Annotated in this window: 22 protein-coding genes and 1 pseudogene; 13 read left to right on the top strand and 10 right to left on the bottom strand. The window is 76.4% G+C overall.

Annotated elements, in window-relative coordinates:
* Nucleotides 1–19: 19 nt before the first annotated feature.
* Nucleotides 20–1,285, bottom strand: coding sequence for an FAD-binding protein (locus tag HNR08_RS03465; RefSeq protein ID WP_146834229.1), 1,266 nt, complete (start codon nucleotides 1,283–1,285; stop codon nucleotides 20–22).
* A 169-nt stretch (nucleotides 1,286–1,454) separates the two neighbouring features.
* Between HNR08_RS03465 and HNR08_RS03460 the strand changes: the two genes are divergently transcribed.
* The 3 genes from HNR08_RS03460 (at nucleotide 1,455) to deoD (ending at nucleotide 3,427) form a co-directional block, all read left to right on the top strand.
* Entirely contained in the window at nucleotides 1,455–2,162 is a 708-nt protein-coding gene (locus HNR08_RS03460) for a phosphatase PAP2 family protein (protein WP_146834226.1), read from the top strand.
* 42 nt (nucleotides 2,163–2,204) lie between these two features.
* On the top strand, nucleotides 2,205–2,606 hold the full coding sequence (locus tag HNR08_RS03455) for an FKBP-type peptidyl-prolyl cis-trans isomerase (RefSeq protein ID WP_146834223.1): 402 nt from the start codon (nucleotides 2,205–2,207) through the stop codon (nucleotides 2,604–2,606).
* Nucleotides 2,607–2,713: 107 nt separating this feature from the next.
* The gene (gene deoD / locus HNR08_RS03450; RefSeq protein WP_146834220.1) at nucleotides 2,714–3,427 is read left to right on the top strand and encodes a purine-nucleoside phosphorylase; all 714 of its coding nucleotides are present in this window, start codon (nucleotides 2,714–2,716) and stop codon (nucleotides 3,425–3,427) included.
* A gap of 18 nt (nucleotides 3,428–3,445) precedes the next feature.
* Here the strand turns inward: deoD and HNR08_RS03445 are convergent, their stop codons facing one another.
* The 3 genes from HNR08_RS03445 to msrA all read right to left on the bottom strand — a co-directional run bounded on the left by HNR08_RS03445 (nucleotide 3,446) and on the right by msrA (nucleotide 5,697).
* On the bottom strand, nucleotides 3,446–4,150 hold the full coding sequence (locus tag HNR08_RS03445) for a hypothetical protein (protein WP_146834217.1): 705 nt from the start codon (nucleotides 4,148–4,150) through the stop codon (nucleotides 3,446–3,448).
* An 80-nt stretch (nucleotides 4,151–4,230) separates the two neighbouring features.
* Nucleotides 4,231–4,947, bottom strand: coding sequence for a HEAT repeat domain-containing protein (locus tag HNR08_RS03440; protein ID WP_146834214.1), 717 nt, complete (start codon nucleotides 4,945–4,947; stop codon nucleotides 4,231–4,233).
* 81 nt (nucleotides 4,948–5,028) lie between these two features.
* Nucleotides 5,029–5,697 carry a peptide-methionine (S)-S-oxide reductase MsrA gene (gene msrA, locus HNR08_RS03435; protein WP_146834212.1) on the bottom strand — a complete coding sequence of 223 codons (669 nt, stop codon included), beginning with the start codon at nucleotides 5,695–5,697 and terminating at the stop codon, nucleotides 5,029–5,031.
* A 179-nt stretch (nucleotides 5,698–5,876) separates the two neighbouring features.
* Between msrA and HNR08_RS03430 the strand changes: the two genes are divergently transcribed.
* The 3 genes from HNR08_RS03430 to ilvA are packed head-to-tail and all read left to right on the top strand — an operon-like array spanning nucleotide 5,877 to nucleotide 9,602.
* Nucleotides 5,877–7,106: a cystathionine gamma-synthase gene (locus HNR08_RS03430; RefSeq protein ID WP_146834345.1), complete on the top strand. Its 1,230-nt coding sequence runs from the start codon at nucleotides 5,877–5,879 to the stop codon at nucleotides 7,104–7,106.
* Nucleotides 7,103–8,386: an AI-2E family transporter gene (locus HNR08_RS03425; protein ID WP_146834209.1), complete on the top strand. Its 1,284-nt coding sequence runs from the start codon at nucleotides 7,103–7,105 to the stop codon at nucleotides 8,384–8,386. Before HNR08_RS03430 ends, HNR08_RS03425 begins: the two co-directional genes overlap by 4 nt.
* Before the next feature lie 10 nt (nucleotides 8,387–8,396).
* Nucleotides 8,397–9,602: a threonine ammonia-lyase gene (gene ilvA / locus HNR08_RS03420; protein ID WP_146834206.1), complete on the top strand. Its 1,206-nt coding sequence runs from the start codon at nucleotides 8,397–8,399 to the stop codon at nucleotides 9,600–9,602.
* 72 nt (nucleotides 9,603–9,674) lie between these two features.
* On the opposite strand, the gene greA is transcribed toward ilvA, so the two are convergent.
* Both greA and HNR08_RS03410 read right to left on the bottom strand, forming a co-directional pair.
* A complete protein-coding gene (gene greA / locus HNR08_RS03415) occupies nucleotides 9,675–10,163 on the bottom strand; it encodes a transcription elongation factor GreA (protein WP_146834203.1) in 489 nt (162 codons plus the stop codon).
* Nucleotides 10,164–10,400: 237 nt separating this feature from the next.
* Nucleotides 10,401–10,808, bottom strand: a complete 408-nt coding sequence (locus HNR08_RS03410; protein WP_246802944.1) for a DUF4307 domain-containing protein — start codon at nucleotides 10,806–10,808, stop codon at nucleotides 10,401–10,403.
* Between the two features lie 137 nt (nucleotides 10,809–10,945).
* On the opposite strand from HNR08_RS03410, the gene mca reads away from it, so the two are divergent.
* Genes mca through HNR08_RS03395 form a run of 3 tightly spaced genes read left to right on the top strand, consistent with a single transcriptional unit; the run spans nucleotide 10,946 to nucleotide 12,992 of the window.
* Nucleotides 10,946–11,803, top strand: a complete 858-nt coding sequence (gene mca, locus HNR08_RS03405; RefSeq protein WP_183835287.1) for a mycothiol conjugate amidase Mca — start codon at nucleotides 10,946–10,948, stop codon at nucleotides 11,801–11,803.
* Nucleotides 11,800–12,168: a hypothetical protein gene (locus HNR08_RS03400; RefSeq protein WP_146834194.1), complete on the top strand. Its 369-nt coding sequence runs from the start codon at nucleotides 11,800–11,802 to the stop codon at nucleotides 12,166–12,168. The genes mca and HNR08_RS03400 overlap by 4 nt, the downstream gene beginning before the upstream one ends.
* Complete coding sequence (locus HNR08_RS03395; RefSeq protein ID WP_146834191.1) at nucleotides 12,165–12,992, top strand: carbon-nitrogen hydrolase family protein; 828 nt, start codon at nucleotides 12,165–12,167, stop codon at nucleotides 12,990–12,992. The genes HNR08_RS03400 and HNR08_RS03395 overlap by 4 nt, the downstream gene beginning before the upstream one ends.
* On the opposite strand, the gene HNR08_RS03390 is transcribed toward HNR08_RS03395, so the two are convergent.
* The 3 genes from HNR08_RS03390 to trhA are packed head-to-tail and all read right to left on the bottom strand — an operon-like array spanning nucleotide 12,989 to nucleotide 15,001.
* Complete coding sequence (locus HNR08_RS03390; RefSeq protein ID WP_146834188.1) at nucleotides 12,989–13,513, bottom strand: 2'-5' RNA ligase family protein; 525 nt, start codon at nucleotides 13,511–13,513, stop codon at nucleotides 12,989–12,991. The genes HNR08_RS03395 and HNR08_RS03390 overlap by 4 nt on opposite strands.
* A gap of 28 nt (nucleotides 13,514–13,541) precedes the next feature.
* A complete protein-coding gene (locus HNR08_RS03385; protein WP_146834185.1) occupies nucleotides 13,542–14,312 on the bottom strand; it encodes a GTP pyrophosphokinase in 771 nt (256 codons plus the stop codon).
* A gap of 17 nt (nucleotides 14,313–14,329) precedes the next feature.
* The gene (gene trhA, locus HNR08_RS03380; protein ID WP_146834182.1) at nucleotides 14,330–15,001 is read right to left on the bottom strand and encodes a PAQR family membrane homeostasis protein TrhA; all 672 of its coding nucleotides are present in this window, start codon (nucleotides 14,999–15,001) and stop codon (nucleotides 14,330–14,332) included.
* A 199-nt stretch (nucleotides 15,002–15,200) separates the two neighbouring features.
* Between trhA and HNR08_RS03375 the strand changes: the two genes are divergently transcribed.
* Together HNR08_RS03375 and HNR08_RS03370 are read left to right on the top strand one after the other, a co-directional pair.
* Complete coding sequence (locus tag HNR08_RS03375) at nucleotides 15,201–15,962, top strand: isoprenyl transferase (RefSeq protein WP_146834178.1); 762 nt, start codon at nucleotides 15,201–15,203, stop codon at nucleotides 15,960–15,962.
* Between the two features lie 148 nt (nucleotides 15,963–16,110).
* Complete coding sequence (locus HNR08_RS03370; RefSeq protein WP_221286498.1) at nucleotides 16,111–17,445, top strand: PhoH family protein; 1,335 nt, start codon at nucleotides 16,111–16,113, stop codon at nucleotides 17,443–17,445.
* Nucleotides 17,446–17,484: 39 nt separating this feature from the next.
* Here the strand turns inward: HNR08_RS03370 and HNR08_RS22195 are convergent.
* Nucleotides 17,485–18,216 (bottom strand): annotated as a pseudogene (locus HNR08_RS22195) (FUSC family protein); the annotation flags it as partial.
* A 369-nt stretch (nucleotides 18,217–18,585) separates the two neighbouring features.
* Between HNR08_RS22195 and HNR08_RS21440 the strand changes: the two are divergent.
* Nucleotides 18,586–19,071 carry a MarR family winged helix-turn-helix transcriptional regulator gene (locus tag HNR08_RS21440; RefSeq protein WP_221286303.1) on the top strand — a complete coding sequence of 162 codons (486 nt, stop codon included), beginning with the start codon at nucleotides 18,586–18,588 and terminating at the stop codon, nucleotides 19,069–19,071.
* Nucleotides 19,072–19,184: 113 nt separating this feature from the next.
* Entirely contained in the window at nucleotides 19,185–21,266 is a 2,082-nt protein-coding gene (locus HNR08_RS03360) for a methyl-accepting chemotaxis protein (protein ID WP_146834166.1), read from the top strand.
* Nucleotides 21,267–21,312: the final 46 nt, after the last annotated feature.

Here is a 21,312-nt window from a genome sequence, read left to right as displayed (position 1 = left end):
CGTCGGGCGCCGGGGGGGCTCAGCCGGCCAGGACGTGCCGGTCGACGAACGCGTTCCGGAACGTGCCCTCCGGGTCGAGGCGGGCCGCCAGCGCCCGGAAGTCGTCGAGCCGGGGGTACAGGTCGCGCGGGTCCGACCCGGGCACGCCCACGGAGGCGAACAGCTTGCCCCAGTGCGGCCGCGCCCCGAGCGGCGCGAGCGCGGCCTCGATCCGCGGCAGCACCGCCTCGACCTCGGGCTGCCGCGGCAGCCACGTGAAGTGCAGGCCCACGCGGTCGCCGCCGTACGCGCTGCTCAGCCACAGGTCGTCCGCCGCGACGGTGCGGATCTCGGCGACCTGCAGCAGCGGCGCGACGACCGGGCCCAGCGCGCGCAGCACCGCGATCGCCTCGACCGCGCGCTCGCGCGGGACGAGGTACTCGGACTGCAGCTCATCACCGTTGCTCGGCGTGAACTCCAGGCGGAAGTGCGGCAGCCGCTCGTGCCACGGGCCGGGGACGCCGAGCTGCTGGGTGCAGTTCACGGGGTCGATCCCGGGCAGCGGGTGCAGCGGGCCGGTCGCGGGGCGGGCGCCGAACAGGTCGGCGCGCGGCTCGTGGGTGGCGCCCGGGGCGAGCCGGGTCTTGCGCCACACCTGGTTCACGGCCGGGCCGGTCCAGTCGGTGAACAGGCTGACCGAGTCCGCGGAGCCGGTGATCTCGTCCAGGTGCTCCGCGACGGCCTCCCACGGCAGGTCGGTGTGCACCTCCTGCGCCACGTCGTACGTCGGCTCGACGTCCAGCGTCACCCGCACGACCACGCCCAGGGCCCCGAGCCCGACGACGGCGCCCGCGAGGTCCGGGTCGGCGCGGGTCAGCTGGCGCAGCGAGCCGTCGGCGGTCACGAGGTCCAGCCCGGCGACGGCGGCGGCGAGGTTCCGGGACCGGTCGCCGGACCCGTGCGTGGCGGTCGCGACCGCGCCGGCCACCGAGATGTGCGGCAGCGACGCGAGGTTGTGCAGCGCCCACCCCTGCGCGTGCAGCGCGCGTGCCAGCGTGCCGTACCGGGTGCCGGCCGCGACGGTGACCGTGCGGGCGGCGGCGTCCACCCGGACGTCGGGGTCGAGGGCGTCGAGGCGCACCAGGTCGTGCTCGGTGTCCGCGAGGTCGTTGAAGCAGTGCCGCGTGCCGAGCGCCCGCACCCGTCGCGCCCCGGCGACGACCTCCTGCACCTCCTCGACCGTGCGCGGCTCGTGCACGCGCGCGGCGGCGTAGGTGCGGTTCCCGGCCCACGTGGTCAGCGACATCGGTGCTCCCGTCCCGGCGGGCGCCCCTCGCCCGCCGGGACGACGCTAACCCGGGCGGGACCGCCGCGGGGCGGAGGCCGCGCGTGCGGCCGGGGGTGGACGCCGGCGGCCCGGCCCGGTCCCGGGGGCGGACGCGGGGACGGGGCGGCGCTGCCTAGCGTCGGTGGACATGACCGCACCGACCTCGACCCCCGCCGGATCCGACCGCGCGGACCGTGCCGACCGCGCGGACCGTGCCGAGCCGCCGCTCGCCGGGGCGCGCGCCGGGCTCGTCCTGCTCGGCACCGCGCTGGCCGTCGCGGCCGCCCGCCTGCTGCGCGCCCCGAGCGAGGCGCTGTACCTCGCGGTCGTGGCGCGCACGGGCGACCTGCCGGGCCTGGACGCCGCCGCGGCGGGGGGCGTGCTCGCGCTGCTCGTGCTGCTCGGCGTGGTCGCGGCGGCGGGCACGGCGGGCCGGGGGCGCTCCGGGGCGGCCGTCCTCGTCACCGCGGCGCTGGGCGTGGGCGCCTCGGCGGGCGCCTACCTGGTGAGCGAGGGCCTCAAGGGCGTCGTCCGGCAGCCGCGCGGCTGCTGGGACCTCGCCGCTGTCGCGGACTGCCCGGCGCGCGGGGACTGGTCGTTCCCGTCGAACCACACGACGGTCGCGGTGGCGCTCGCGGTGACGGTGGCCCTGACCGCCGCCGCGGCCGGGGTGCGGTGGGCCACGGCGCCCGCGGTGCTGCTCGCCGTGCTCGTCGCCGGGGCGCGGGTCGCGCAGGGGGCGCACCTGCCGCACGACGTCCTCGCCGGGGCGGTGCTCGGGGCGGGGATCGTGCTGGCCGTCGTGCCGCTGCTGCGCGGGCCCGCCGTGCGCGCGTTGGCCGCGCGGGCCGGGTAGGCGGCAGGATGGGGGAGTTCAGCCCACGACCAAGGAGACGTCATGTCCACCCTGCCCGAGGCCACCGGTTCGTTCGGTGAGAAGCCGACCCTGACGTTCCCCGAGGGCGACGCCCCCGCCGAGCTCGAGGTCGTCGTCCTGTCGCCCGGTGACGGCGCGCTCGTCGAGGCCGGCGACGACCTGGAGGTGCACTACCTGGGCCAGTCCTGGAACGGGCACGTCTTCGACAACTCGTACGACCGCGGGTCCTCGATCTCGTTCCCGATCGGCGTCGGCGCCGTGATCGGCGGCTGGGACGAGGGCCTCGTCGGGCAGCCGGTCGGCTCCCGCGTGCTGCTGTCGATCCCGCCGCACCTCGGCTACGGCGACCGCGGCGTGCCGCAGGCCGGCATCCGCGGCGGCGACACGCTGGTGTTCGTCGTCGACATCGTCGGCACGCACTGACCCGAGCACGTCCCGAGCACGTCCCGCGCCGCCGCCCGCCGCCCCACCGCGCCGGGCGGCGGCGCGGCGTCCGGCACCCCCCACCGCCACGACCCAGGAGCCCCGCCATGCCCACGCCGCACATCTCCGCCGAGCCCGGCGCCTTCGCCCCCGACGTCCTCATGCCGGGCGACCCGCGTCGCGCGACCCGCATCGCGGAGACCGTGCTGGAGGACGCCCGCCTCGTGACCGAGGTGCGCGGCGTCCTCGGCTACACCGGCACCTGGCAGGGCCGCCCCGTGTCGGTCATGGCGTCCGGCATGGGCGTGCCGTCGATCTCGATCTACGCCACCGAGCTGTTCCGGTTCTACGACGTGCGGCGCATCGTCCGCATCGGCACCGCGGGCGGCATGCAGCGGCACCTCGAGCTCGGCGACGTCGTCATCGCGACCGCCGCGCACACGGACTCCGGCGTCAGCGAGCACCGCATCCCCGGGCTGCACTACTCGCACGTCCCCCACTTCGGGCTCGCCGCCGCCGCGTTCGCCGCCGCGGCCGACGTCCCGGGCGCGCGCGTGCACGCCGGCCCGGTGTTCACCTCGGACTCGTTCTACGCGGCCCGCCCGCAGCTCACCGAGGCGCTCGTCGCGCACGGCACGCTCGCGGTCGAGATGGAGGCCGCCGGCCTGTACGCCGTCGCCGACCGGGAGCAGGCCGAGGCGCTGGCGATCATGTCGATCTCGGACTTCACGTTCCAGGCCGCCGAGCTGTCCGCCGCCGAGCGCGAGCAGCTGTTCGACCACGCGGTGCAGATCGCGCTCCGGGCGCTCGCGGCGGCCTGACCCCGCGGGGCGCGGCCCTCAGGCGCCGTCGACGGTGCGGGTGACCGTCCGCACGACCTCCAGCGCGCCCAGCGGGCGGGTCACGCCGTCGAGCAGGAAGCCGCAGACGTCGGACGGCCAGCGCACCCGCACCGCGCGCCCGTCCGCGTCGACCAGGTAGACCTGCGGCTGCGACTCCCACATCGCCGGGCACGCCTGGCCGGGCGGGGCGACCTGGCTCGGCCGGGCGAGGACGCCGAGCAGCGGGCCCAGGTCGCCCTCGAGCCGGGCCTCGACGACCGTCACGGGGGCGGCGTCCGGGGGCGTCGTCGACTCCGGCGGCACGGCATCCGCGGTCGGCGCCGCGGGGATCGTCGCCCGGAGGTCGGGCGGCTCGACGAGCGCCACCGGGGCGTCGAGCGGGCCGCGGCAGTGCACCGCCGCGACGGGCTCGAACCCCGCGGGGACCGAGCCCGCTGCCGGAGCCGGCCGGTCGTGGCCCTCCGGCGGGACCACGCCGAGGCCCCCGAGGACCTCCGTCGCCGTGCAGTCCGGTCCGTCGACGGCGATCGCCGCGTCCGGGGGCCGGGCCGTCGCCGGGCCGCAGCCGCCGCCGGCGAGGACCGCGGGCAGCACGAGGGCGAGGGCGGTCCCCGCGATGCGGCGGTCGCGGCGGGCCGCGCGGGCGCCGGGCGCCGGCGGCGTCGCGGGCCTGGGGGACGCGGCGGGCGGCGGGGTCGGCACGGGCGGCTCCTCGGGGCGGGCGTCGGGACGTCGGTGCGGGGCCGGCGCCGCCCGGACCGGGTGGCGCCGGGCCGGGCCGGTCAGTCGAGCAGGCGGCGCAGGCGGGACTTCTTCTCGTTCTCCCGGACGACCCACGCGACGTCGGCGTCGTCGCCCGCGCCCGCCCGCAGCGCCGCGAACGCCGGGAGCCCCGCGGCCGGGTCGCCCGCGACGGCCACGCTCCAGCAGTAGCCGAGCGCCTGGCGCAGCGTGCGCACGTCGGGATCGCGACGAGCGTCCGGGGGCACGGCCGCGAGGCCCGCGGTCGCCACGGCGCAGGCGTCCAGCGCCGCCGCGGCCGTCGCGGGGTCGCGGAGCAGGCGCGGCTCGCAGACGCCGGCGACGGCGGCGCGGCGGACCAGCGGGTGCGGGTCGCGGACCCAGTCCGCGACGAGGGTCCGGAGCGTCGCGGGGTCGTCGTCCCCGATCCGCTGGAGCGCCATCGCGGTCGCCTCCCGGACCCGCCACAGCGGGTCGGCGGCCCGCTCCCGGAGCAGGGCGCCCAGGTCGTCGGCGTCGGGTCGGCCGCGGGCCTCGAGGAGCAGCCGCCCGAGCCCGGCGGTCCCGCAGCAGCGCAGGTACTCGTCGGCGTCGTCGGCGAGCGCCCGGACGAGCGGTCCGGGGGCGACGTCCGCGAACGCGTCGATCAGCTCGAGGTTCCCGCGCGGCCCCGGCAGCCCCGAGTGCGCCGCCAGGTACGCGCGGACGTCGTCGTCGAGCGCGCGCAGCGCGGCGCGGTGCTCCTCACGTCGGCCCATGCCCGCGACGCTAGCGGGCGGGGCGTGCGCCGGGACAGGGCCGTCCGGTCGAGATCGGCCGCCCCGTCCCGGCGCCGGCGGTCACGCGTCCAGGGGACGCGGGCAGGACACGCCCGTGCCGCCGAGCCCGCAGTACCCGTTCGGGTTCTTGTCGAGGTACTGCTGGTGGTAGTCCTCGGCGTAGTAGTACGTCCCGGCCTCCGCGGCGGGCCGGATCTCCGTGGTGATCTCGCCGTACCCGGCGCGGGTCAGCCGCTCCTGGTACGCCGCGAGGGTCTCCCGCGCCGCAGCCTCCTGCTCCGGGGTCGTCGGGTAGACGGCCGACCGGTACTGGGTTCCGACGTCGTTGCCCTGCCGGTACCCCTGCGTCGGGTCGTGCGACTCCCAGAAGGCGCGCAGCAGGTCGGCGTCCGAGATCACCGCCGGGTCGTACGCGACCTGGACCATCTCGGCGTGCCCGGTCAGGCCGGTGCAGACCTCCTCGTACGTCGGGTACGGCGTGAACCCGCCCTGGTAGCCCACCGACGTCGAGACCACGCCCGGCAGCTGCCAGAACGCGCGCTCCGCGCCCCAGAAGCAGCCCAGGCCCAGGGTGATCGTGCGGGTGCCCTCGGGCCACGGGCCCTGCAGCGGCGTCCCCAGCACGGTGTGCGTGGCGGGGACGTGGTACGCGTAGCCGTCGCGGCCCTTCAGCGCGCGCGACGGGTCCACCATCGTCGACTTGAGGGCGGATCCGAACAGCCAGCTCATGGGTGTCTCCCTTCCTCGGCTCCGACGCTCTCAACCGGTGCGCGGGCGCGGGTGTTCCCCCGAGGCCCCCGCCGAGACTGCAGGATCCACGCGCGCAGGGTCGCCCCGCCCAGTCCGATCCTGCAGTCTGGGCGAGTGCCTCTAGCCTGGGGTGCGTGACTGACGAGACGCACCCCACCCTGCCCGGTTCCGGCGACCTCGGCGCGCACACCGACGACGGCGACTGGTCGTCCGCCGGCTTCGCGACCCGGGCGATCCACGCGGGCCAGGAGCCCGACGGGGCCACGGGCGCGGTGGTGACCCCGATCTACCAGGTCTCGACGTACAAGCAGGACGGCGTCGGGGGGCTGCGCGGCGGGTACGAGTACTCCCGCTCCGGCAACCCGACCCGCGCGGCGCTGGAGGAGGCCCTGCGGGCCGCGGAGGGCGGTGGCGCGGGGTTCGCGTTCGCGTCGGGGCTCGCGGCGGAGGACACGCTGCTGCGTGCGGTGCTGCGCCCGGGCGACCACGTCGTGGTGCCGGACGACGCGTACGGCGGCACGTACCGGCTGATCGCCCGGGTGTTCGGGCCCTGGGGCGTCGAGCACACGCCGGTGCACCTGTCGGACCCCGACGCGGTGCTCGCCGCGATCCGGCCGGGGGAGACGAAGCTCGTGTGGGTGGAGACCCCGACGAACCCGCTGCTGGGCGTCTCGGACATCGCGGCGCTCGCCGCGCACGCGCGGGCCGCCGGGGCGGTGCTCGTCGTGGACAACACGTTCGCGACGCCGTACCTGCAGCAGCCGATCGCGCTGGGCGCGGACGTCGTGGTGCACTCGACGACGAAGTACATCGGCGGGCACTCGGACGTCGTGGGCGGTGCCCTGGTCGTCGCGGACGGCGCGCAGCTCCCGGTGGGGCTCGAGGGGCCGACGGGCTCCACCTCGCTGGCGGACGCGGTGGCGTTCCACCAGAACGCCTCGGGCGCGGTCGCGGGTCCGTTCGACTCCTGGCTGACCCTGCGCGGGCTGAAGACGCTCGCGGTGCGCATGGACCGGCACTCCGCGAACGCCGCGGCGGTGGCCCGGTTCCTCACGGAGCGCGAGGACGTCGGCGAGGTCCTGTACCCGGGACTGGACTCGCACCCGGACCACGAGGTGGCGGCCCGGCAGATGTCCGGGTTCGGCGGCATGGTGTCGTTCCGCGCGGGCAGCGCCGAGCGTGCCGCGCAGGTGTGCGCCCGCACCCGGGTGTTCACGCTGGCGGAGTCCCTGGGCGGCGTGGAGTCGCTCATCGAGCTGCCGGCGCGGATGACGCACGGCTCGGTGGTCGGCACGGACCTGGAGGTCCCCGACGACCTGGTGCGGCTGTCCGTCGGCATCGAGGACGAGGCCGACCTGCTGGCCGACCTGGCGCAGGCGCTGGCATGACGACCCCGGGCCGGCCCGAGCGGGGCTGGCGCGCGCGGTCCCGCGGGGGACGTCCGGCGGGGACGCCGCCGGCACCGCCGGCCCCCGTCCTGCACGAGGGCGACCTCACCACGGGGGCGACCCCGCGCGGCTGGTCCGCGGAGCAGTCGGTGTCGCCCTCGGTGCGGGCCGCGGCGGCGTGGTCCTGGCGGTTCCTGCTGATCGCGGCGGCGTCCGCGGTGGCGCTGTGGATCATCGGGTACTTCAAGGTGATCGTCGTGTCGGTGGCGGTCGCGCTGCTGCTGTCCGTGCTGCTGGCGCCGGTGGCGCGGTGGCTGCGCCGGGTGCTGCGGTTCCGGCGCGGGGCGGCGGCGATCACGTCGGTGCTGCTGCTGCTCGCGGCGGTGGCGGGGCTGGTGGTGCTGGCGGGCCGGTCGATCGTCAACGGGTTCGGGGACCTGTCCGACCAGGCGTCGCAGGGCGTGGACGAGGCGCTCGCGTGGCTCTCGGACGGCCCGCTGAACGTGAGCACCGACCAGCTGGACCAGCTCATCGGGCAGGCGCGGGACCAGCTGAGCGAGAACGTGGACACCGTGCTGTCCGGCGCGCTGTCCGTGACGACGACGGTCGGGCACGTGGCGGCGGGCGCGCTGATCGCCCTGTTCTGCACGTTCTTCTTCCTGCTGGACGGCCGGACGGTCTGGGCGTGGGGCGTCGGCCTGCTGCCGCTGTCGGTCCGCGAGCGGGTGCACCAGGCCGGCCGGCGCGGCATCGTCACGCTGTCCGGGTACACGCGCACGCAGATCCTCGTGGCGTTCGTCGACGCGACGGGCATCGGCCTGGGCGCGGCGATCCTCGGGGTGCCGCTCGCGGTGCCGCTGGCGACGCTGGTGTTCGTCGGCTCGTTCATCCCGATCGTCGGTGCCATCGCCACCGGCGCGGTCGCCGTGCTGGTCGCGCTGGTCGCCAAGGGCTGGGTCGTCGCGCTGATCATGCTGGGCGTCGTGCTGCTGGTGCAGCAGGTCGAGGGCCACGTCCTGCAGCCGTTCCTCATGGGCCACGCGGTGTCGCTGCACCCGGTCGCGGTGCTGCTGGTCGTGGCGGCCGGGTCACTGGCGGCGGGCATCGTCGGGGCGCTGTTCGCGGTGCCGATCGCCGCGGTGCTCAACACGGTGGTGCTGTACCTGCACGGCCACGACAAGTTCCCGCAGCTCGGCACGGACGACCACCTGGAGCTCCGGCCGCCCGGCATGTTCTCCCGGCGGGGGGCGGGCGGCGCGGACACCGCCGCGCGTGGGTGAGGATACGCACGTGACCTTCCTCGACGACGCCCGGGCTGCCGCGCGCCTGCTGACCGGTGTGGCGACCCGCACCCCCGTGGAGACCTCGCGGGCCCTGTCCCAGATCGCCGGCACGCCGGTGCTGCTCAAGTGCGAGAACCTGCAGCGCGCGGGCTCGTTCAAGATCCGCGGGGCGTACGTGCGGATGGCCCGGCTCTCGCCGCAGGAGCAGGCGCTCGGCGTCGTGGCGGCCAGCGCCGGGAACCACGCGCAGGGCGTCGCGCTGGCGGCTCAGCTGCTCGGCCTGGACGCCGTCGTGTACATGCCGGTCGACGCCGCGCTGCCGAAGGTCGCCGCCACCAAGGAGTACGGCGCGGAGGTGCGCCTGCACGGGCACAGCGTCGACGAGGCGCTGGTCGAGGCGCGCGCCGAGGCGGAGCGCACCGGGCGGGTGCTGATCCACCCGTTCGACCACGCGGACATCGTCGCGGGGCAGGGCACGCTGGCCCTGGAGATCCTCGAGCAGGTGCCGGACGTCCGGACGATCGTCGTGCCGCTCGGCGGCGGCGGCCTGGCGGCGGGCATCCAGGCGGTCGTCGCCGAGGTGGCGCCGCACGTCCGCGTGGTCGGGGTGCAGGCCGCCCGGGCGGCGGCGTACCCGGCGTCGCTGGTCGCGGGGGAGCCGGTGACCGCCGGCGAGCTGCACACGATGGCGGACGGCATCGCGGTGGGCACCCCGGGCCGGGTGCCGTTCGACGTGCTGCACCGGCACGCCTGCGAGGTGCGCACGGTCTCGGAGGAGGACCTGTCCCGGGCGCTGCTGCTCGTCGCCGAGCGGGCCAAGCTCCTGGTCGAGCCGTCGGGCGCCGCGGGCGTCGCCGCCGTCATGGCCGCCGGCGCGGGCGACCTGGAGGGCCCGGTCGTCGTGCTGCTGTCCGGGGGGAACATCGACCCGCTGGTGCTGCTGCGCGTCGTCCGGCACGGCCTCGCGGTGTCCGGCCGCTACCTGCAGCTGCGGGTGCGGGTCACGGACACGCCCGGGGCGCTGGCCGACCTGCTGCGGGAGCTCGCGGCGGCGGGCGGCAACGTCATGCACGTGTCGCACGTGCGCACCGGGGTGGACCTGGAGATCGACGAGGTCGAGATCGAGGTCCAGGTGGAGACCAAGGGCCCCGAGCACTGCGTCCGGGTGCTGCAGCGCCTGCGCGACGCCGGCTTCCGGCTCGCCGAGCACTGACCCCCGGCAGACCCCGGCACGCCGAGAGGCCCCGTCCGCCGGACGGGGCCTCTCGGCGTGGTGCGCGAGGGCTCAGCCCTCGAACGGCTTCGCGGCCTTGATCTCGACGGGGATCTCGCGGCCGTTCGGCGCGGTGTAGGCGACGGTGTCGCCGACCTTCCGGCCGTTGATCGAGGAGCCGAGGGGCGACGTCGGGGAGAAGACCTCGATGTCGGCGGACCCGGCGATCTCGCGCGAGCCCAGCAGGAACGTCATCTCGTCGCCCGCGACGACCGCGGTCACGACCATGCCCGGCTCCACGACGCCGTCGTCCGGCGGGGTGCCGATCTGCACGTTGCGCAGCTTCTCCTTGAGCTCGCGGATGCGGGCCTCCTGCTTGGCCTGCTCCTCGCGGGCGGCGTGGTAGCCGCCGTTCTCCTTGAGGTCGCCCTCGTCGCGCGCGGCGGCGATCCGCTCGGTGACCTCGGCGCGCCCCGGGCCCTCGAGGTGCTCGAGCTCCGCCTTCAGGCGGTCGTACGCCTCCTGGGTCAGCCAGGTGGCGGCCTGCGTCGTGTCGGTCACGTCCACTCCTTCCCTGCGTGTGCAGCACGCCCGTCGGGGGCGTACCACGTCTCGTCGGCCCCGGTCAGGCGTGCGCGGACTCGCGAGAGCGTGAACGGGTTCCGCCGTATCCCTCGCGGTCGCGTCGGCCTGCGGTGACGTCGGGCGACATCGGACCGGGGCGGCGTATGAATCGGCAAGCATAGCAACGTCGCCGCTCCGGCGTGGGGTTTGAGGCGTGTTCGCGCGGGTGCGTCGTCAGGCGGGCTCGCAGGACAGGACGACGGCGGTGACGGCCTCCTGCGCGGTGGGGATCGTCGTGGTGACCCGCTGGGTGCGCGTGCCCGCGGGCCCGACCTCGACGGACTGCACGCCGACCTCGGCGTACCGGTCCGACATCGCCTGCACCCGGCAGACGGCGGTGGCGCCGGGGTCCTTGGTGACGTCGAACGTGATGTCGGTCGACGTCGGGCCGTCCACCCGGAACCCGACCTCGGTCCACGTCACCGGCTTGCCGGCCTGCCCCAGCCCGATCCACAGCACGAGCGCGAGGCCGGCCACCACGAGCACCGCCAGCGCGGCGAGGGCGGCACGCCGGCGGCCCGGCGTCGGGGTGCGGCCGTAGCGCCCGGCGGGCGGGGCCCCGGCGGTCGGGTCTGCGGTCACGCGCTGCTCCTGCAGGTCGGCGGGGCGCCGGTGGCGCGCCGTGTCGGTGGGGTGAGCGATCATTGTCTCTCGTCGGCCCCGGCCGGCGTCGAACGTGGAAGGACGACGGGAGAACCGTGACCGATCAGCTGCGCCTCATGGCCGTGCACGCCCACCCCGACGACGAGTCGAGCAAGGGGGCCGCGACGACCGCCCGGTACGCCGCGGAGGGCGTGGACGTCCTCGTCGTCACCTGCACCGGCGGCGAGCGGGGCGACGTGCTCAACCCGCACCACCCGCCCGTCGAGGGCGGCATCGAGGAGATGCGCGCGGTCCGGCGCACCGAGATGGCCGCGGCGGCCGCCGCCCTGGGGGTGCGGCAGCACTGGCTCGGCTTCGTGGACTCCGGCCTGCCCGAGGGTGACCCGCTGCCGCCGCTGCCGGAGGGGTGCTTCGCCCTGCAGCCGCTCGAGGACGCGTCCCGCCCGCTGGTCGAGCTGGTCCGCGAGTTCCGGCCGCACGTCATCACGACGTACGACCCGACCGGCGGCTACCCGCACCCGGACCACATCATGTGCCACCGCGTCGCCTTCGAGGCGTTCCACGCGGCGGGCGACCCCGAGCGGTACCGAGGCGCGGGCGAGCCGTGGACGCCGCTCAAGCTGTACTACAACCACGGGTTCTCGATGGCCCGGATCCGCGCCGCCCACGAGGCGCTCGTGGCGCGCGGCGTGGAGTCCCCGTTCGGCGAGTGGGTCGAGTCCCGCGCCGCCCGGGAGATCCCGGAGCGCGAGGTGACGACGCTGGTGCCGGTGGCCGAGTACTTCGACGCCCGGGACGCCGCGCTGCGCGCGCACGCCACGCAGATCGACCCCGAGGGCTTCTTCTTCGCGATGCCGCGCGACCTCGAGGTGGAGGTGTGGTCCACCGAGGAGTACGAGCTCGCCGAGTCCCGGGTGCCGACGACGCTGCCCGAGGACGACCTTTTCGCCGGCGTCCGGGAGGCCCTGGCATGAGCGGGCTGCTCGCCGTCGCGCACGGTGCGCTGCTGCAGGCGGCCGGGGACCCGTCGCCGTCGCCCAGCACGATCGAGATCCCGCCGGAGGACCAGACCTCGCCCGGGCTGCTCGGGTTCCTCGTGACGTTCGCCGTCGCGGCCGCGGTGATCGCGCTCGGGTTCTCCCTGGTGCGGCACCTGCGGGTCGTGGACCGCAACGCGCGACGGCTCGAGGCGGAGGAGGCGGCGGCCGCCGCGGGGTCGACGCCGGGCACCCCGGGCACGCCGGGATCCCCGGACGCGCCGCGCGCGGACGGACCCGACGGCCCCGCCGCCCCGACCCCGCCCGGCCCGGCCACCCCGCCGCCCGGCGACCGGCCGTGAGCAGCGTCCCGCCCCCGGTGCGCCCCGCGGTGCGCGTCACCGTCGGCCAGCTCCGGGTCAGCGACGACCACGACGCCAACCGCGAGGTGGTCCGCCGGGCGTTCGACACCGCCGGCCGCGCCCGCGCGGACGTCCTCGTGCTGCCCGAGTACGCCTCCGGCTTCGACCCGCGCGGGACCGGGCCCGAGCACGCCGAGCCGCTGGACGGTCCGTTCGTCACCCTGCTGCGCGAGCAGGCCGCCGCCCGCGGCGTCGCGGTGGTGGCCGGCACGACGCTCCCCGGCGGCCGCGACGACCGGGCCGTGAACGCCGTGGTGGCCGTCGCCGCGGACGGCGCGCTCGCCGGCGTGTACCGCAAGGTCCACCTGTACGACGCGTTCGGGCACCGCGAGTCCGACCGGCTGGAGCCCGGCCCCGCCGACGCCGCGCCGCTGACCCTCGACGTGGCGGGCCTCCGGCTCGGCGTGCTCACCTGCTACGACCTGCGGTTCCCGGAGTCGGCGCGCCGCGCGGTCGACGCCGGCGCCGACGTGCTCGTCGTGCCGGCCGCGTGGGCGGCCGGGCCGCTCAAGGAGCACCACTGGCGCACGCTCGCAACGGCGCGGGCGATCGAGAACACCGCGGTCGTCGTGGCGGTCGGCCAGGCCGGGCCGGGCGTCACCGGGCACTCGCTGGTCGTCGGGCCGGACGGCGTCGTCGGGCTGGAGCTCGGGGCCGAGCCGGAGCTCCGCACGGTGGACCTGGACCCGGCGGCGCTCGCGAGCGTGCGGGAGTCCAACCCGTCCCTGGCGCACCGGCGGTACCGGGTGGTGCCGGCCGTCTAGGGGTGCGCGACCCCGCGCAGCGGGAACGACGCGATCGTGCGGACCTCGGTCTGCGACCACGACACCAGGTGCACGTCCTCGACCAGCGCGGTCTGCGGCAGCCAGCCGCGGAGCAGGTCGAGGTCGGCGTCCGGCACGTCGTGGCCCAGCGGCACGTGCGGAACGGCGCGGTCGCCCGCCCCGCCGTGCGCCGGGTGGCCGGGGAACGCGGCGGCGAACGCCTCGGTCATCGCGACGAGCCGGTCGGACGGCTCGGGCGCGAGGCAGATCGGGCCGCCGGGGAGCCGCCGGATCTCGGCGAGCCGCAGCACGAGCGGGTCCCACCGCGCGCACTCCCGGGCGAGCGCCTGGAACAGCTCCGGCCCGGCGTCGGCCTCGTCGACGAACGGGTCGAGCAGCGCCACGTGGGCGCACCACGTGTCCCCCTCGGGCTCGCGCAGCCGGGGGTTCTCGGCGCGCAGGCGGGCGCGCACGAACGGCTCGAGGTCGAAGACCGGCAGCTGCAGGACGGTGTGCGCCACGGCGTCAGTGTGGCGGACCGGCGACCCGTCAGGTGCGCGGCCGGCCCTCCGAGTCCAGCCCGGTGTCCGGCGACGGCCAGAACGAGCGCAGCAGCTCCTCCGGGCTGAGCACGGCCTCGGCGTGCTCGACGGGCTGCTCCTCGCCGGCCAGGGCCTTGACCTCCTCGTGGATCCGCTCCATCGACGCGTCGAGGGACGCCGCGACGTCCGCCGCGAGCTTGAGGGAGTCGGTGAGGTGCCGGGGGACCTGCCGGCCGTACTTGTAGTAGATCTTGTGCTCCAGGCTCGCCCAGAAGTCCATGGCGATGGTCCGGATCTGGATCTCGACGATCACGTCCTCCACCCGGTCCGACAGGTAGACGGGGACCTGGACGATGAGGTGCAGCGACTTGTAGCCGTTGCCCTTGGGGTGCGCGATGTAGTCGCGCTCCTCGAGCAGCGTGAGGTCGGACTGGCCGACCAGCATGTCCCGGACCCGGTAGATGTCCGAGACGAACGAGCACGTGACCCGCACCCCCGCGATGTCGAACATCTCCGCCCGGACCGCCTCGGGCGTCAGCGGGATCCCCTTGCGCCGGCACTTGGCGACGATGGACTCGAACGACTTCAGCCGGGACCCGACGTGCTCGACCGGGTTGTAGTTCTGCATGTGCCGGAACTCGTCGCGCAGGATCGCGATCTTCGTCATGACCTCGTCGATCCCGAACTTGTACGTCAGCGCGAGGCGGCGCATGTCGCGCATGAGCGCGCGCACCTGCGCGGGTTCGGGGACGTCGTGCAGGGAGGTGGCCGCGGTCATGCCCTCCACCGTAGACGTCAGTGGAGAACGGCCATGGTCACGGCGATGTAGTGGCACGTGAACCCGACGACGGTCAGCAGGTGGAAGATCTCGTGGAACCCGAACCACCGCGGGCTGGGGTTCGGCCGCTTCAGGCCGTAGACGACGGCGCCGAGCGTGTACGCCAGGCCGCCCGCGATGACCAGCCAGACGACCGCCGGGCCGCCGTTCTCGGCCCGCCAGAACGTCGGCAGGAACCACACGGCGACCCAGCCGAGCGCGATGTACACCGGCACGTACACCCAGCGCGGGGCGCCGAGCCAGAAGATGCGGGCGAGCATGCCGACGAGCGCGCCGGCCCAGACGATGACCAGCAGCAGCCGGGCGGTGTCCGCGGGCAGCAGCGCCACGGCGAGCGGGGTGTAGGTGCCCGAGATCACCAGGAAGATGTTCGTGTGGTCCATGCGGCGCAGCACGCCGGCGACCCGCGGCGACCAGGTCCCGCGGTGGTAGACCGCGCTGGTGCCGAACAGCAGCATGGCGGCGCCGCCGAACACGGCGCACGCGATCGTCAGCGGGGCGGTGGGCGCCAGGACGACGAGCACGATGGACGCGGCGGTCACCAGCGGGAACATCCCGGCGTGGATCCAGCCGCGCAGCCGCGGCTTCACGGCGTCGGCGACCTGCTCCGCGGTCTCGCTGACCTTCACGGCGGTGCTCCTTCCGGACGAGGGACGCGACGAAGCCTAACCTACGAATGCGTAGGTTACGGGTGCGTAGGTTGCACGCGCGGGCGCCGCGCGGGCCTGCACGAATCCTCCCCGCGCCGTCCCCGGGACGCGCCGGGTGCGGCACCGCCCGGGCGGTAGCGTGAGCACCGCCATCCGCCCGATCGAAGGAGTACCGCGCGTGCGCCTGCCCCACCCGCTGTACGGGCTGTACGAGCGCCGGCTCGCCTCGTCGCTGCCCCGCGACCGGGTGCCGCGGCACGTGGGCGTCATCCTCGACGGCAACCGGCGCTGGGCGCGTCAGCTCGGCGAGTCGACGGCCACCGGGCACCGCCGCGGGGCGGACCGGATCTCCGACCTGCTCGGCTGGGGCGAGGAGGTGGGCGTCGAGGTCGTCACGCTGTGGATGCTCTCCACGGACAACCTCACCCGGGACCCCGAGGAGCTCGAGGCGCTGCTCGGCATCATCGAGGACGCCGTGCGCGAGCTCGCGGCGACCCGGCGGTGGCGGCTGCAGGCGGTCGGCTCGCTCGACCTGCTGCCGGAGCGCACCGCGCGCACCCTGCGGGACGCCGAGTCGGCGACGGCCGACGTCGACGGGCTGCACGTGAACGTGGCGATCGGCTACGGCGGCCGGCGGGAGATCGCCGACGCGGTCCGGTCCTACCTCGCCGAGCGGGCCGCCGAGGGCGCGTCGCTGGACGACATCGCGGCGACGTTCGACGTCGAGCACATCGCCGACCACCTCTACACCAAGGGCCAGCCGGACCCCGACCTGGTCATCCGCACGTCGGGCGAGCAGCGCCTCGGCGGCTTCATGCTCTGGCAGTCCGTGCACTCGGAGTACTACTTCTGCGAGGCGTACTGGCCGGACTTCCGGCGGGTCGACTTCCTGCGCGCGGTGCGCGACTACGCCGCCCGCGAGCGCCGCCACGGGCGCTGAGGCGAGCGCCGGGTGAACATCGCGTTTCGAGTGCCGCGGCCCGCGTGTCGCGCGGGCGCGGGTGTCGGAGGCCGGGCGTAGCGTCCGAGAGGACGGGCGGCGGCCGCCGTCCGCGTCCCGCCGGAGGGAGCCTGCCGTGGTCAGCAAGCTGGGAACCGCCACCGCCTCGACCGACCAGCCGGAGGGGCGCCGGACGCACGTCCTCGACACCTCCGTCCTGCTGTCCGACCCGAAGGCGATCACGCGGTTCGCCGAGCACGACGTGGTCCTCCCCGTCGTGGTGATCACCGAGCTGGAGGGCAAGCGGCACCACGCCGAGCTGGGCTACTTCGCGCGGGCCGCGCTGCGGCTGCTCGACGACCTGCGGGTGCAGCACGGCCGCCTGGACGCGCCGCTGCCGATCGGCGACCAGGGGGGCACGCTCCGCGTCGAGCTCAACCACACCGACCCCGCGGTGCTGCCGGCCGGGTTCCGGCTCGGCGACAACGACACCCGGATCCTGTCGGTCGCGGCGAACCTCGCGGCCGAGGGGTGCGACGTCACCGTGGTGTCCAAGGACCTGCCGATGCGGATCAAGGCGTCGGCGATCGGGCTGCGGGCCGAGGAGTACCGGCACGAGCTCGCCGTCGACTCCGGGTGGACCGGCATGGACACCCTCGACGTCACCGAGCAGCAGATGGCGCAGATGTGGGAGCACGAGTCGCTGCCGCTCGCGGACGTCGCCGACGCCCCGACCCTGCCGTGCCACACCGGCCTGGTGATCCACAGCCCGCGCGGCTCCGCGCTGGGTCGGGTGACGCCGGACAAGCACGTGCAGGTGGTCCGAGGCGACCAGGACGTGTTCGGGCTGCACGGCCGGTCGGCGGAGCAGCGGATCGCCATCGACCTGCTGCTGGACGAGCAGGTCGGCATCGTCTCGCTCGGCGGCCGGGCCGGCACCGGCAAGTCGGCTCTCGCGCTGTGCGCCGGGCTGGAGGCGGTGCTGGAGCGCCGGCAGCACCGGAAGGTCATGGTGTTCCGGCCGTTGTACGCGGTGGGCGGCCAGGAGCTCGGCTACCTGCCGGGCAGCGAGGCCGAGAAGATGAACCCCTGGGCGCAGGCGGTGTTCGACACCCTGGGCGCGGTGGTGAGCCGCGAGGTGGTCGAGGAGGTCATCGACCGGGACCTGCTCGAGGTGCTGCCGCTCACGCACATCCGCGGGCGCTCGCTGCACGACGCGTTCGTGATCGTCGACGAGGCGCAGTCCCTCGAGCGGAACGTCCTGCTCACGGTGCTGTCCCGGATCGGGCAGAGCTCACGCGTGGTGCTCACGCACGACGTCGCCCAGCGGGACAACCTGCGGGTCGGCCGGCACGACGGCGTCGCGGCGGTCATCGAGGCGCTCAAGGGCCACCCGCTGTTCGCGCACGTCACCCTGACCCGGTCCGAGCGGTCGCCCGTCGCGGCGCTCGTCACCGAGATGCTGGAGGGGATCGAGCTCTGACGGCTCCGGCCGGGCGGCGGCGACCGCGACCAGCACCCCGACCAGCGCGCCGACGGCGGTGTCCAGCGCGCGGTCGAGCGCCAGCCCGGCCGGGTCCGCCGGCGCGCCGAGGGACGTCATGAGCAGCGCCATGGGCGTGATGGTGAGCATCGCCGCGCCGTAGTGCCGGCCGACCACCAGCTCGGTGACGACCTGGAGGACGACGACCAGCGCGGCGACGACGGCGAAGTCGAGGTGCGCGGCGAGCAGGGGGAGCGCCAGTACGGCGCCGCACGCCGTCCCGGCGGCGCGCTGCAGCGCCCGCACGCCCGTGTGCCGCACGTGCGTGCCCTGGAGCGCGGCGGCGGCGCCCATGACGGCCCACGCGGGGTGACCCCACCCGGCGGCCGTGGCGGCGGTCCCGGCGAGCGCCGCGGCCACCCCGACGGTGAGCGCCGGGCCCAGTGCGGCGCCGCCGGCCGTCCCGGCGCGCACGACGTCGCGCAGCGGGGGCGCCGGGTCGACCGGGCGCGCGCGCCACCGGTCCAGCAGCACGCCGCCGGTGCACACCGCCAGCGCCACCGCGGCGCCCGCGGCCACCGCCAGGGCCCGTGCGGGGACGTCGGACGGTGCGGCGGCGGCCGAGCCGGCACCGGCGGCGAACACGAGGATGGTCGCCCCCGGCGGGCCGGTGCGCAGGGCGGCGGCCCCGGCCGTCGCGCCGGCGGCGAGCAGCGTCAGCGCGCCGAGGACGAGCGGCGCCGGGGCGCGGGTGGCGGCGAGGGCCGACATGAGGGCCACCGCGCCGGTGAGCCCGAGGCCGACCAGCGCCATGAGGCGGGCGCGCCACGCGTATCCGGCGCTGCGGCCGTACAGCGACGCGAGCGCCCCGAGCGAGGCGTAGCCGGCCAGGTCGTGCCGGCCGAGGGCCGCGACGAGCAGGAAGACGAGCGCGACGCTGGCCCCGCAGCGCAGGGCCCCGCCGACGACGGCCCGCGCGGACGGCCCGGGGCCGCGGTGGGGACGCAGCGCGGCGCGGAGCTGCTCGGGGTGCAGGAGGGCGGCGAGGAGGGAGAGGCGGTGCATCGCCCACCAGGGTACGCGGGAATCTTCGTCGGTGTTTTATTCGTGAACGAACTCACGCTCGGTAGGGTGGCGCGCGTGGACAGCGTGGACCGCCTGCGCGCGGACTGGCACCGGGAGCTGCCGGACCTCGACGTCGCCCCGATCGCCGTCGCGGGCCGGGTCACCCGGATCGCCGCGCTGCTCGACGCCCGGGCCGAGGCCGAGCTCGCCGCGGACGGGCTGAGCCGCGGGGAGTTCGACCTGCTGTGCGCCCTGCGCCGGGCGGGCCGGCCGCTGCGCGCGAGCGAGGTCTCGACGATCACGGCGGCGTCCGGGGCGGCGATCACCAAGCGCGCGGACGCCCTGGTGCGCGCGGGCCTGGTCGAGCGCAGCGTGCCGAGCCGGGACCGCCGTGGCGTGCTGCTCGCGCTCACCGCAGCCGGCCGGGACGCCGTGGACCGGCTGATGCCCGCGCACCTGGCCCGCGAGGCCGACGCGCTCGCCGGCCTGACCCCGGCAGAGACCGAGCGGCTCGCGGCGCTGCTGTCCCGGGTGCTGGTGCGCGTCGAGGGCCGCGCCTGACGGGTGAAATCCGCGCCCGCCGGCTCACGGAGGGCGCGCGACGGCCGATGGGAGGCCCGTCAACGCCGGTGCCGAGGGGGCTGGCGCCGGTCCACCCGGCCCCGGAGACGCCCGTGCCCCTGCACCGCCCGCGCACCAGCCTGCGCACCAGCCTCCGCGCCCAGCTCGTCGCGACCGGCGCCGGTGCCGTCGCCGCCACCGCCGCCCTGCTCACCGCCGTCGGCGGCTGGCAGGTGTCCGGCCTGGCCCGCGACGCCGGTGCGGACGTGGACCTGCTGACCCGGGACGCGATGACCCAGACCACCCGGCAGGCCGTCACGCTCGTCAGCACGCAGGTCGCCACGGTCACCGACCGGATGGCCGCGGACCTGCGGGCCGCCGAGCAGACCCTCGCGCAGGCCGGCCCCGTGACCTTCGGCGGCCCGGAGCGCTGGACGGTCACCGACCAGACCAGCGGCGCCACCCGCGAGGCCGACCTGCCGCAGCTGCTCGTCGGCGGCACCTGGCTCGGCCGCACCACCGACCCGGCCGCGGTCGTGCCGGTCGTGGACGACATCAGCACGCTGCTGGGCGCCGCCGTCACCGTGTTCCAGCGGGTCGACGAGGGCGGCGACATGCTCCGCGTCGCCACCAGCGTCCGGAACGCCGAGGGGAACCGGGCCATCGGCACCGCGATCGCCGCGACCGGCCCGGACGGGACGCCGAACGCCGTCGTCGCCGCGCTGCTCTCCGGGCAGCCGTACTACGGCACCGCGCAGGTCGTCGGGCAGCCGTACGTCACCGCCTACGCACCGCTGGTCGTGGACGGGGCGGTCGCCGGGGCGCTGTTCGTCGGGGTGCCGCAGGCCGAGGTCGACGAGCCGCTGCGCGCGGCGCTCGCGGAGGTCACAGTCGGGGAGCGCGGGTACCTCACGGTCGCGGACGACACCGGGGCCTGGGTGGTGCCCCCGCCCGGGGGTGCCGCGGCGGACGCCGCACCGGCCCTCGTCGCGGCCGGCGCGGAGCTCGAGGACGGGGCGACCACCACCGAGCGGGTCGACCTCGGCGAGGACGCGGCCACCGTCCAGCTCGCCCGGTACGCGCCGTGGGGCTGGACCGTCGCCGCCTGGGGGATGGACGCGGACCTGCGGGCCGTCTCCGACGAGCTGGCCGCCGGGTCCGGGACGCTGGTGCGGACGCTGCTGGTCGTCGGCCTCGTCGTGGCCGTGCTCGCCGTCGCGCTCGTGGTGTGGATCTCCGGGCGGGTCGTCGGCCGGGTCGGTCGGCTCACCACCGCGCTGCGCCGCGTCGCCGACCGGGACCTGTCGGGCGAGGTCCGGGGCGAGGGCCGCGACGAGATCGGGGTGATGGGTGCCGCGCTCGGCGAGGCCATCGACGCGATGCGCGCCGCCCTGGGCCGGATGCAGGCCGGGGCCGAAGCCGTGCGCAGCACCGCGGGCCGGCTCGACGGGTCCTCCGGGACGCTCGAGGCCGCCGCGGGGCGCACGGTGTCGCGGGCCGAGGGCGCCGCCGGGTCCGCGTCCGTCGTGAGCACCGAGGTGCAGACCGTCACCGCCGCGATGACCGAGATGCGCGCGTCCATCGAGTCGGTGGCGCAGGACGTCACAGCGGCCTCCGGCCAGGCCGCGCAGGCGGTGGGCATCACCGACGAGGCCGCGGGCGCCGCCGACCGGCTCGCCGCGTCCACGTCGCAGATCGCCGCCGTCCTCGACACGGTCACCGCCATCGCCGGGCAGACGCACCTGCTTGCGCTGAACGCCAGCATCGAGGCCGCCCGCGCGGGCGCCGCCGGCGCCGGGTTCGCCGTCGTCGCCGGGGAGGTCAAGGACCTCGCGCAGCAGACGTCGAGCGCCATCGGGACGATCGCCCCGGTGCTCGAGGCCGTGACCCGCGACGCCGCCGACGTGCGGACCGCCGTCGCCCGCATCTCCGAGGTCGTGACCACGGTCGACGGGCTGCAGGGGGCGGTGTCCGCGGTCGTCGAGCAGCAGAGCGCGACCACGTCCGAGATCGAGCGGAACCTGCTGGTCGCCGCCGAGTCCACCGCCGACATCGCGGGCTCCGCGGCCGACGTCGCGCAGGCCGCGGGCCAGGCGTTCGACGGCGCCGCCGAGGTCCGGCAGGCCGTGGTCACGCTCGCGGACGTCGCCGAGGAGCTCGCGGCCGGCGCGGAGGAGTTCACGCTGGCGCGCTGACCGCACGGGCCTGCCCGCACCCGCGCGCTCGCGCCCGCGCGGCGAC

Origin of the sequence: Cellulomonas hominis (genome assembly GCF_014201095.1) — a bacterium.
Classification (GTDB): domain Bacteria; phylum Actinomycetota; class Actinomycetes; order Actinomycetales; family Cellulomonadaceae; genus Cellulomonas; species Cellulomonas hominis.
Note: the sequence above shows the minus strand (reverse complement) of the source record. Positions and strands in the feature narration are given on the sequence as shown.

Bases quoted from the DNA above. Each gene is read 5' to 3' on its own strand.
- HNR08_RS03465 (WP_146834229.1), bottom strand. From the start codon at position 1,285: ATGTCGCTGACCACGTGGGCCGGGAACCGCACCTACGCCGCCGCGCGC.
- HNR08_RS03460 (WP_146834226.1), top strand. From the start codon at position 1,455: ATGACCGCACCGACCTCGACCCCCGCCGGATCCGACCGCGCGGACCGT.
- HNR08_RS03455 (WP_146834223.1), top strand. From the start codon at position 2,205: ATGTCCACCCTGCCCGAGGCCACCGGTTCGTTCGGTGAGAAGCCGACC.
- deoD (WP_146834220.1), top strand. From the start codon at position 2,714: ATGCCCACGCCGCACATCTCCGCCGAGCCCGGCGCCTTCGCCCCCGAC.
- HNR08_RS03440 (WP_146834214.1), bottom strand. From the start codon at position 4,947: ATGGGCCGACGTGAGGAGCACCGCGCCGCGCTGCGCGCGCTCGACGAC.
- msrA (WP_146834212.1), bottom strand. From the start codon at position 5,697: ATGAGCTGGCTGTTCGGATCCGCCCTCAAGTCGACGATGGTGGACCCG.
- HNR08_RS03425 (WP_146834209.1), top strand. From the start codon at position 7,103: ATGACGACCCCGGGCCGGCCCGAGCGGGGCTGGCGCGCGCGGTCCCGC.
- mca (WP_183835287.1), top strand. From the start codon at position 10,946: ATGGCCGTGCACGCCCACCCCGACGACGAGTCGAGCAAGGGGGCCGCG.
- HNR08_RS03400 (WP_146834194.1), top strand. From the start codon at position 11,800: ATGAGCGGGCTGCTCGCCGTCGCGCACGGTGCGCTGCTGCAGGCGGCC.
- HNR08_RS03385 (WP_146834185.1), bottom strand. From the start codon at position 14,312: ATGACCGCGGCCACCTCCCTGCACGACGTCCCCGAACCCGCGCAGGTG.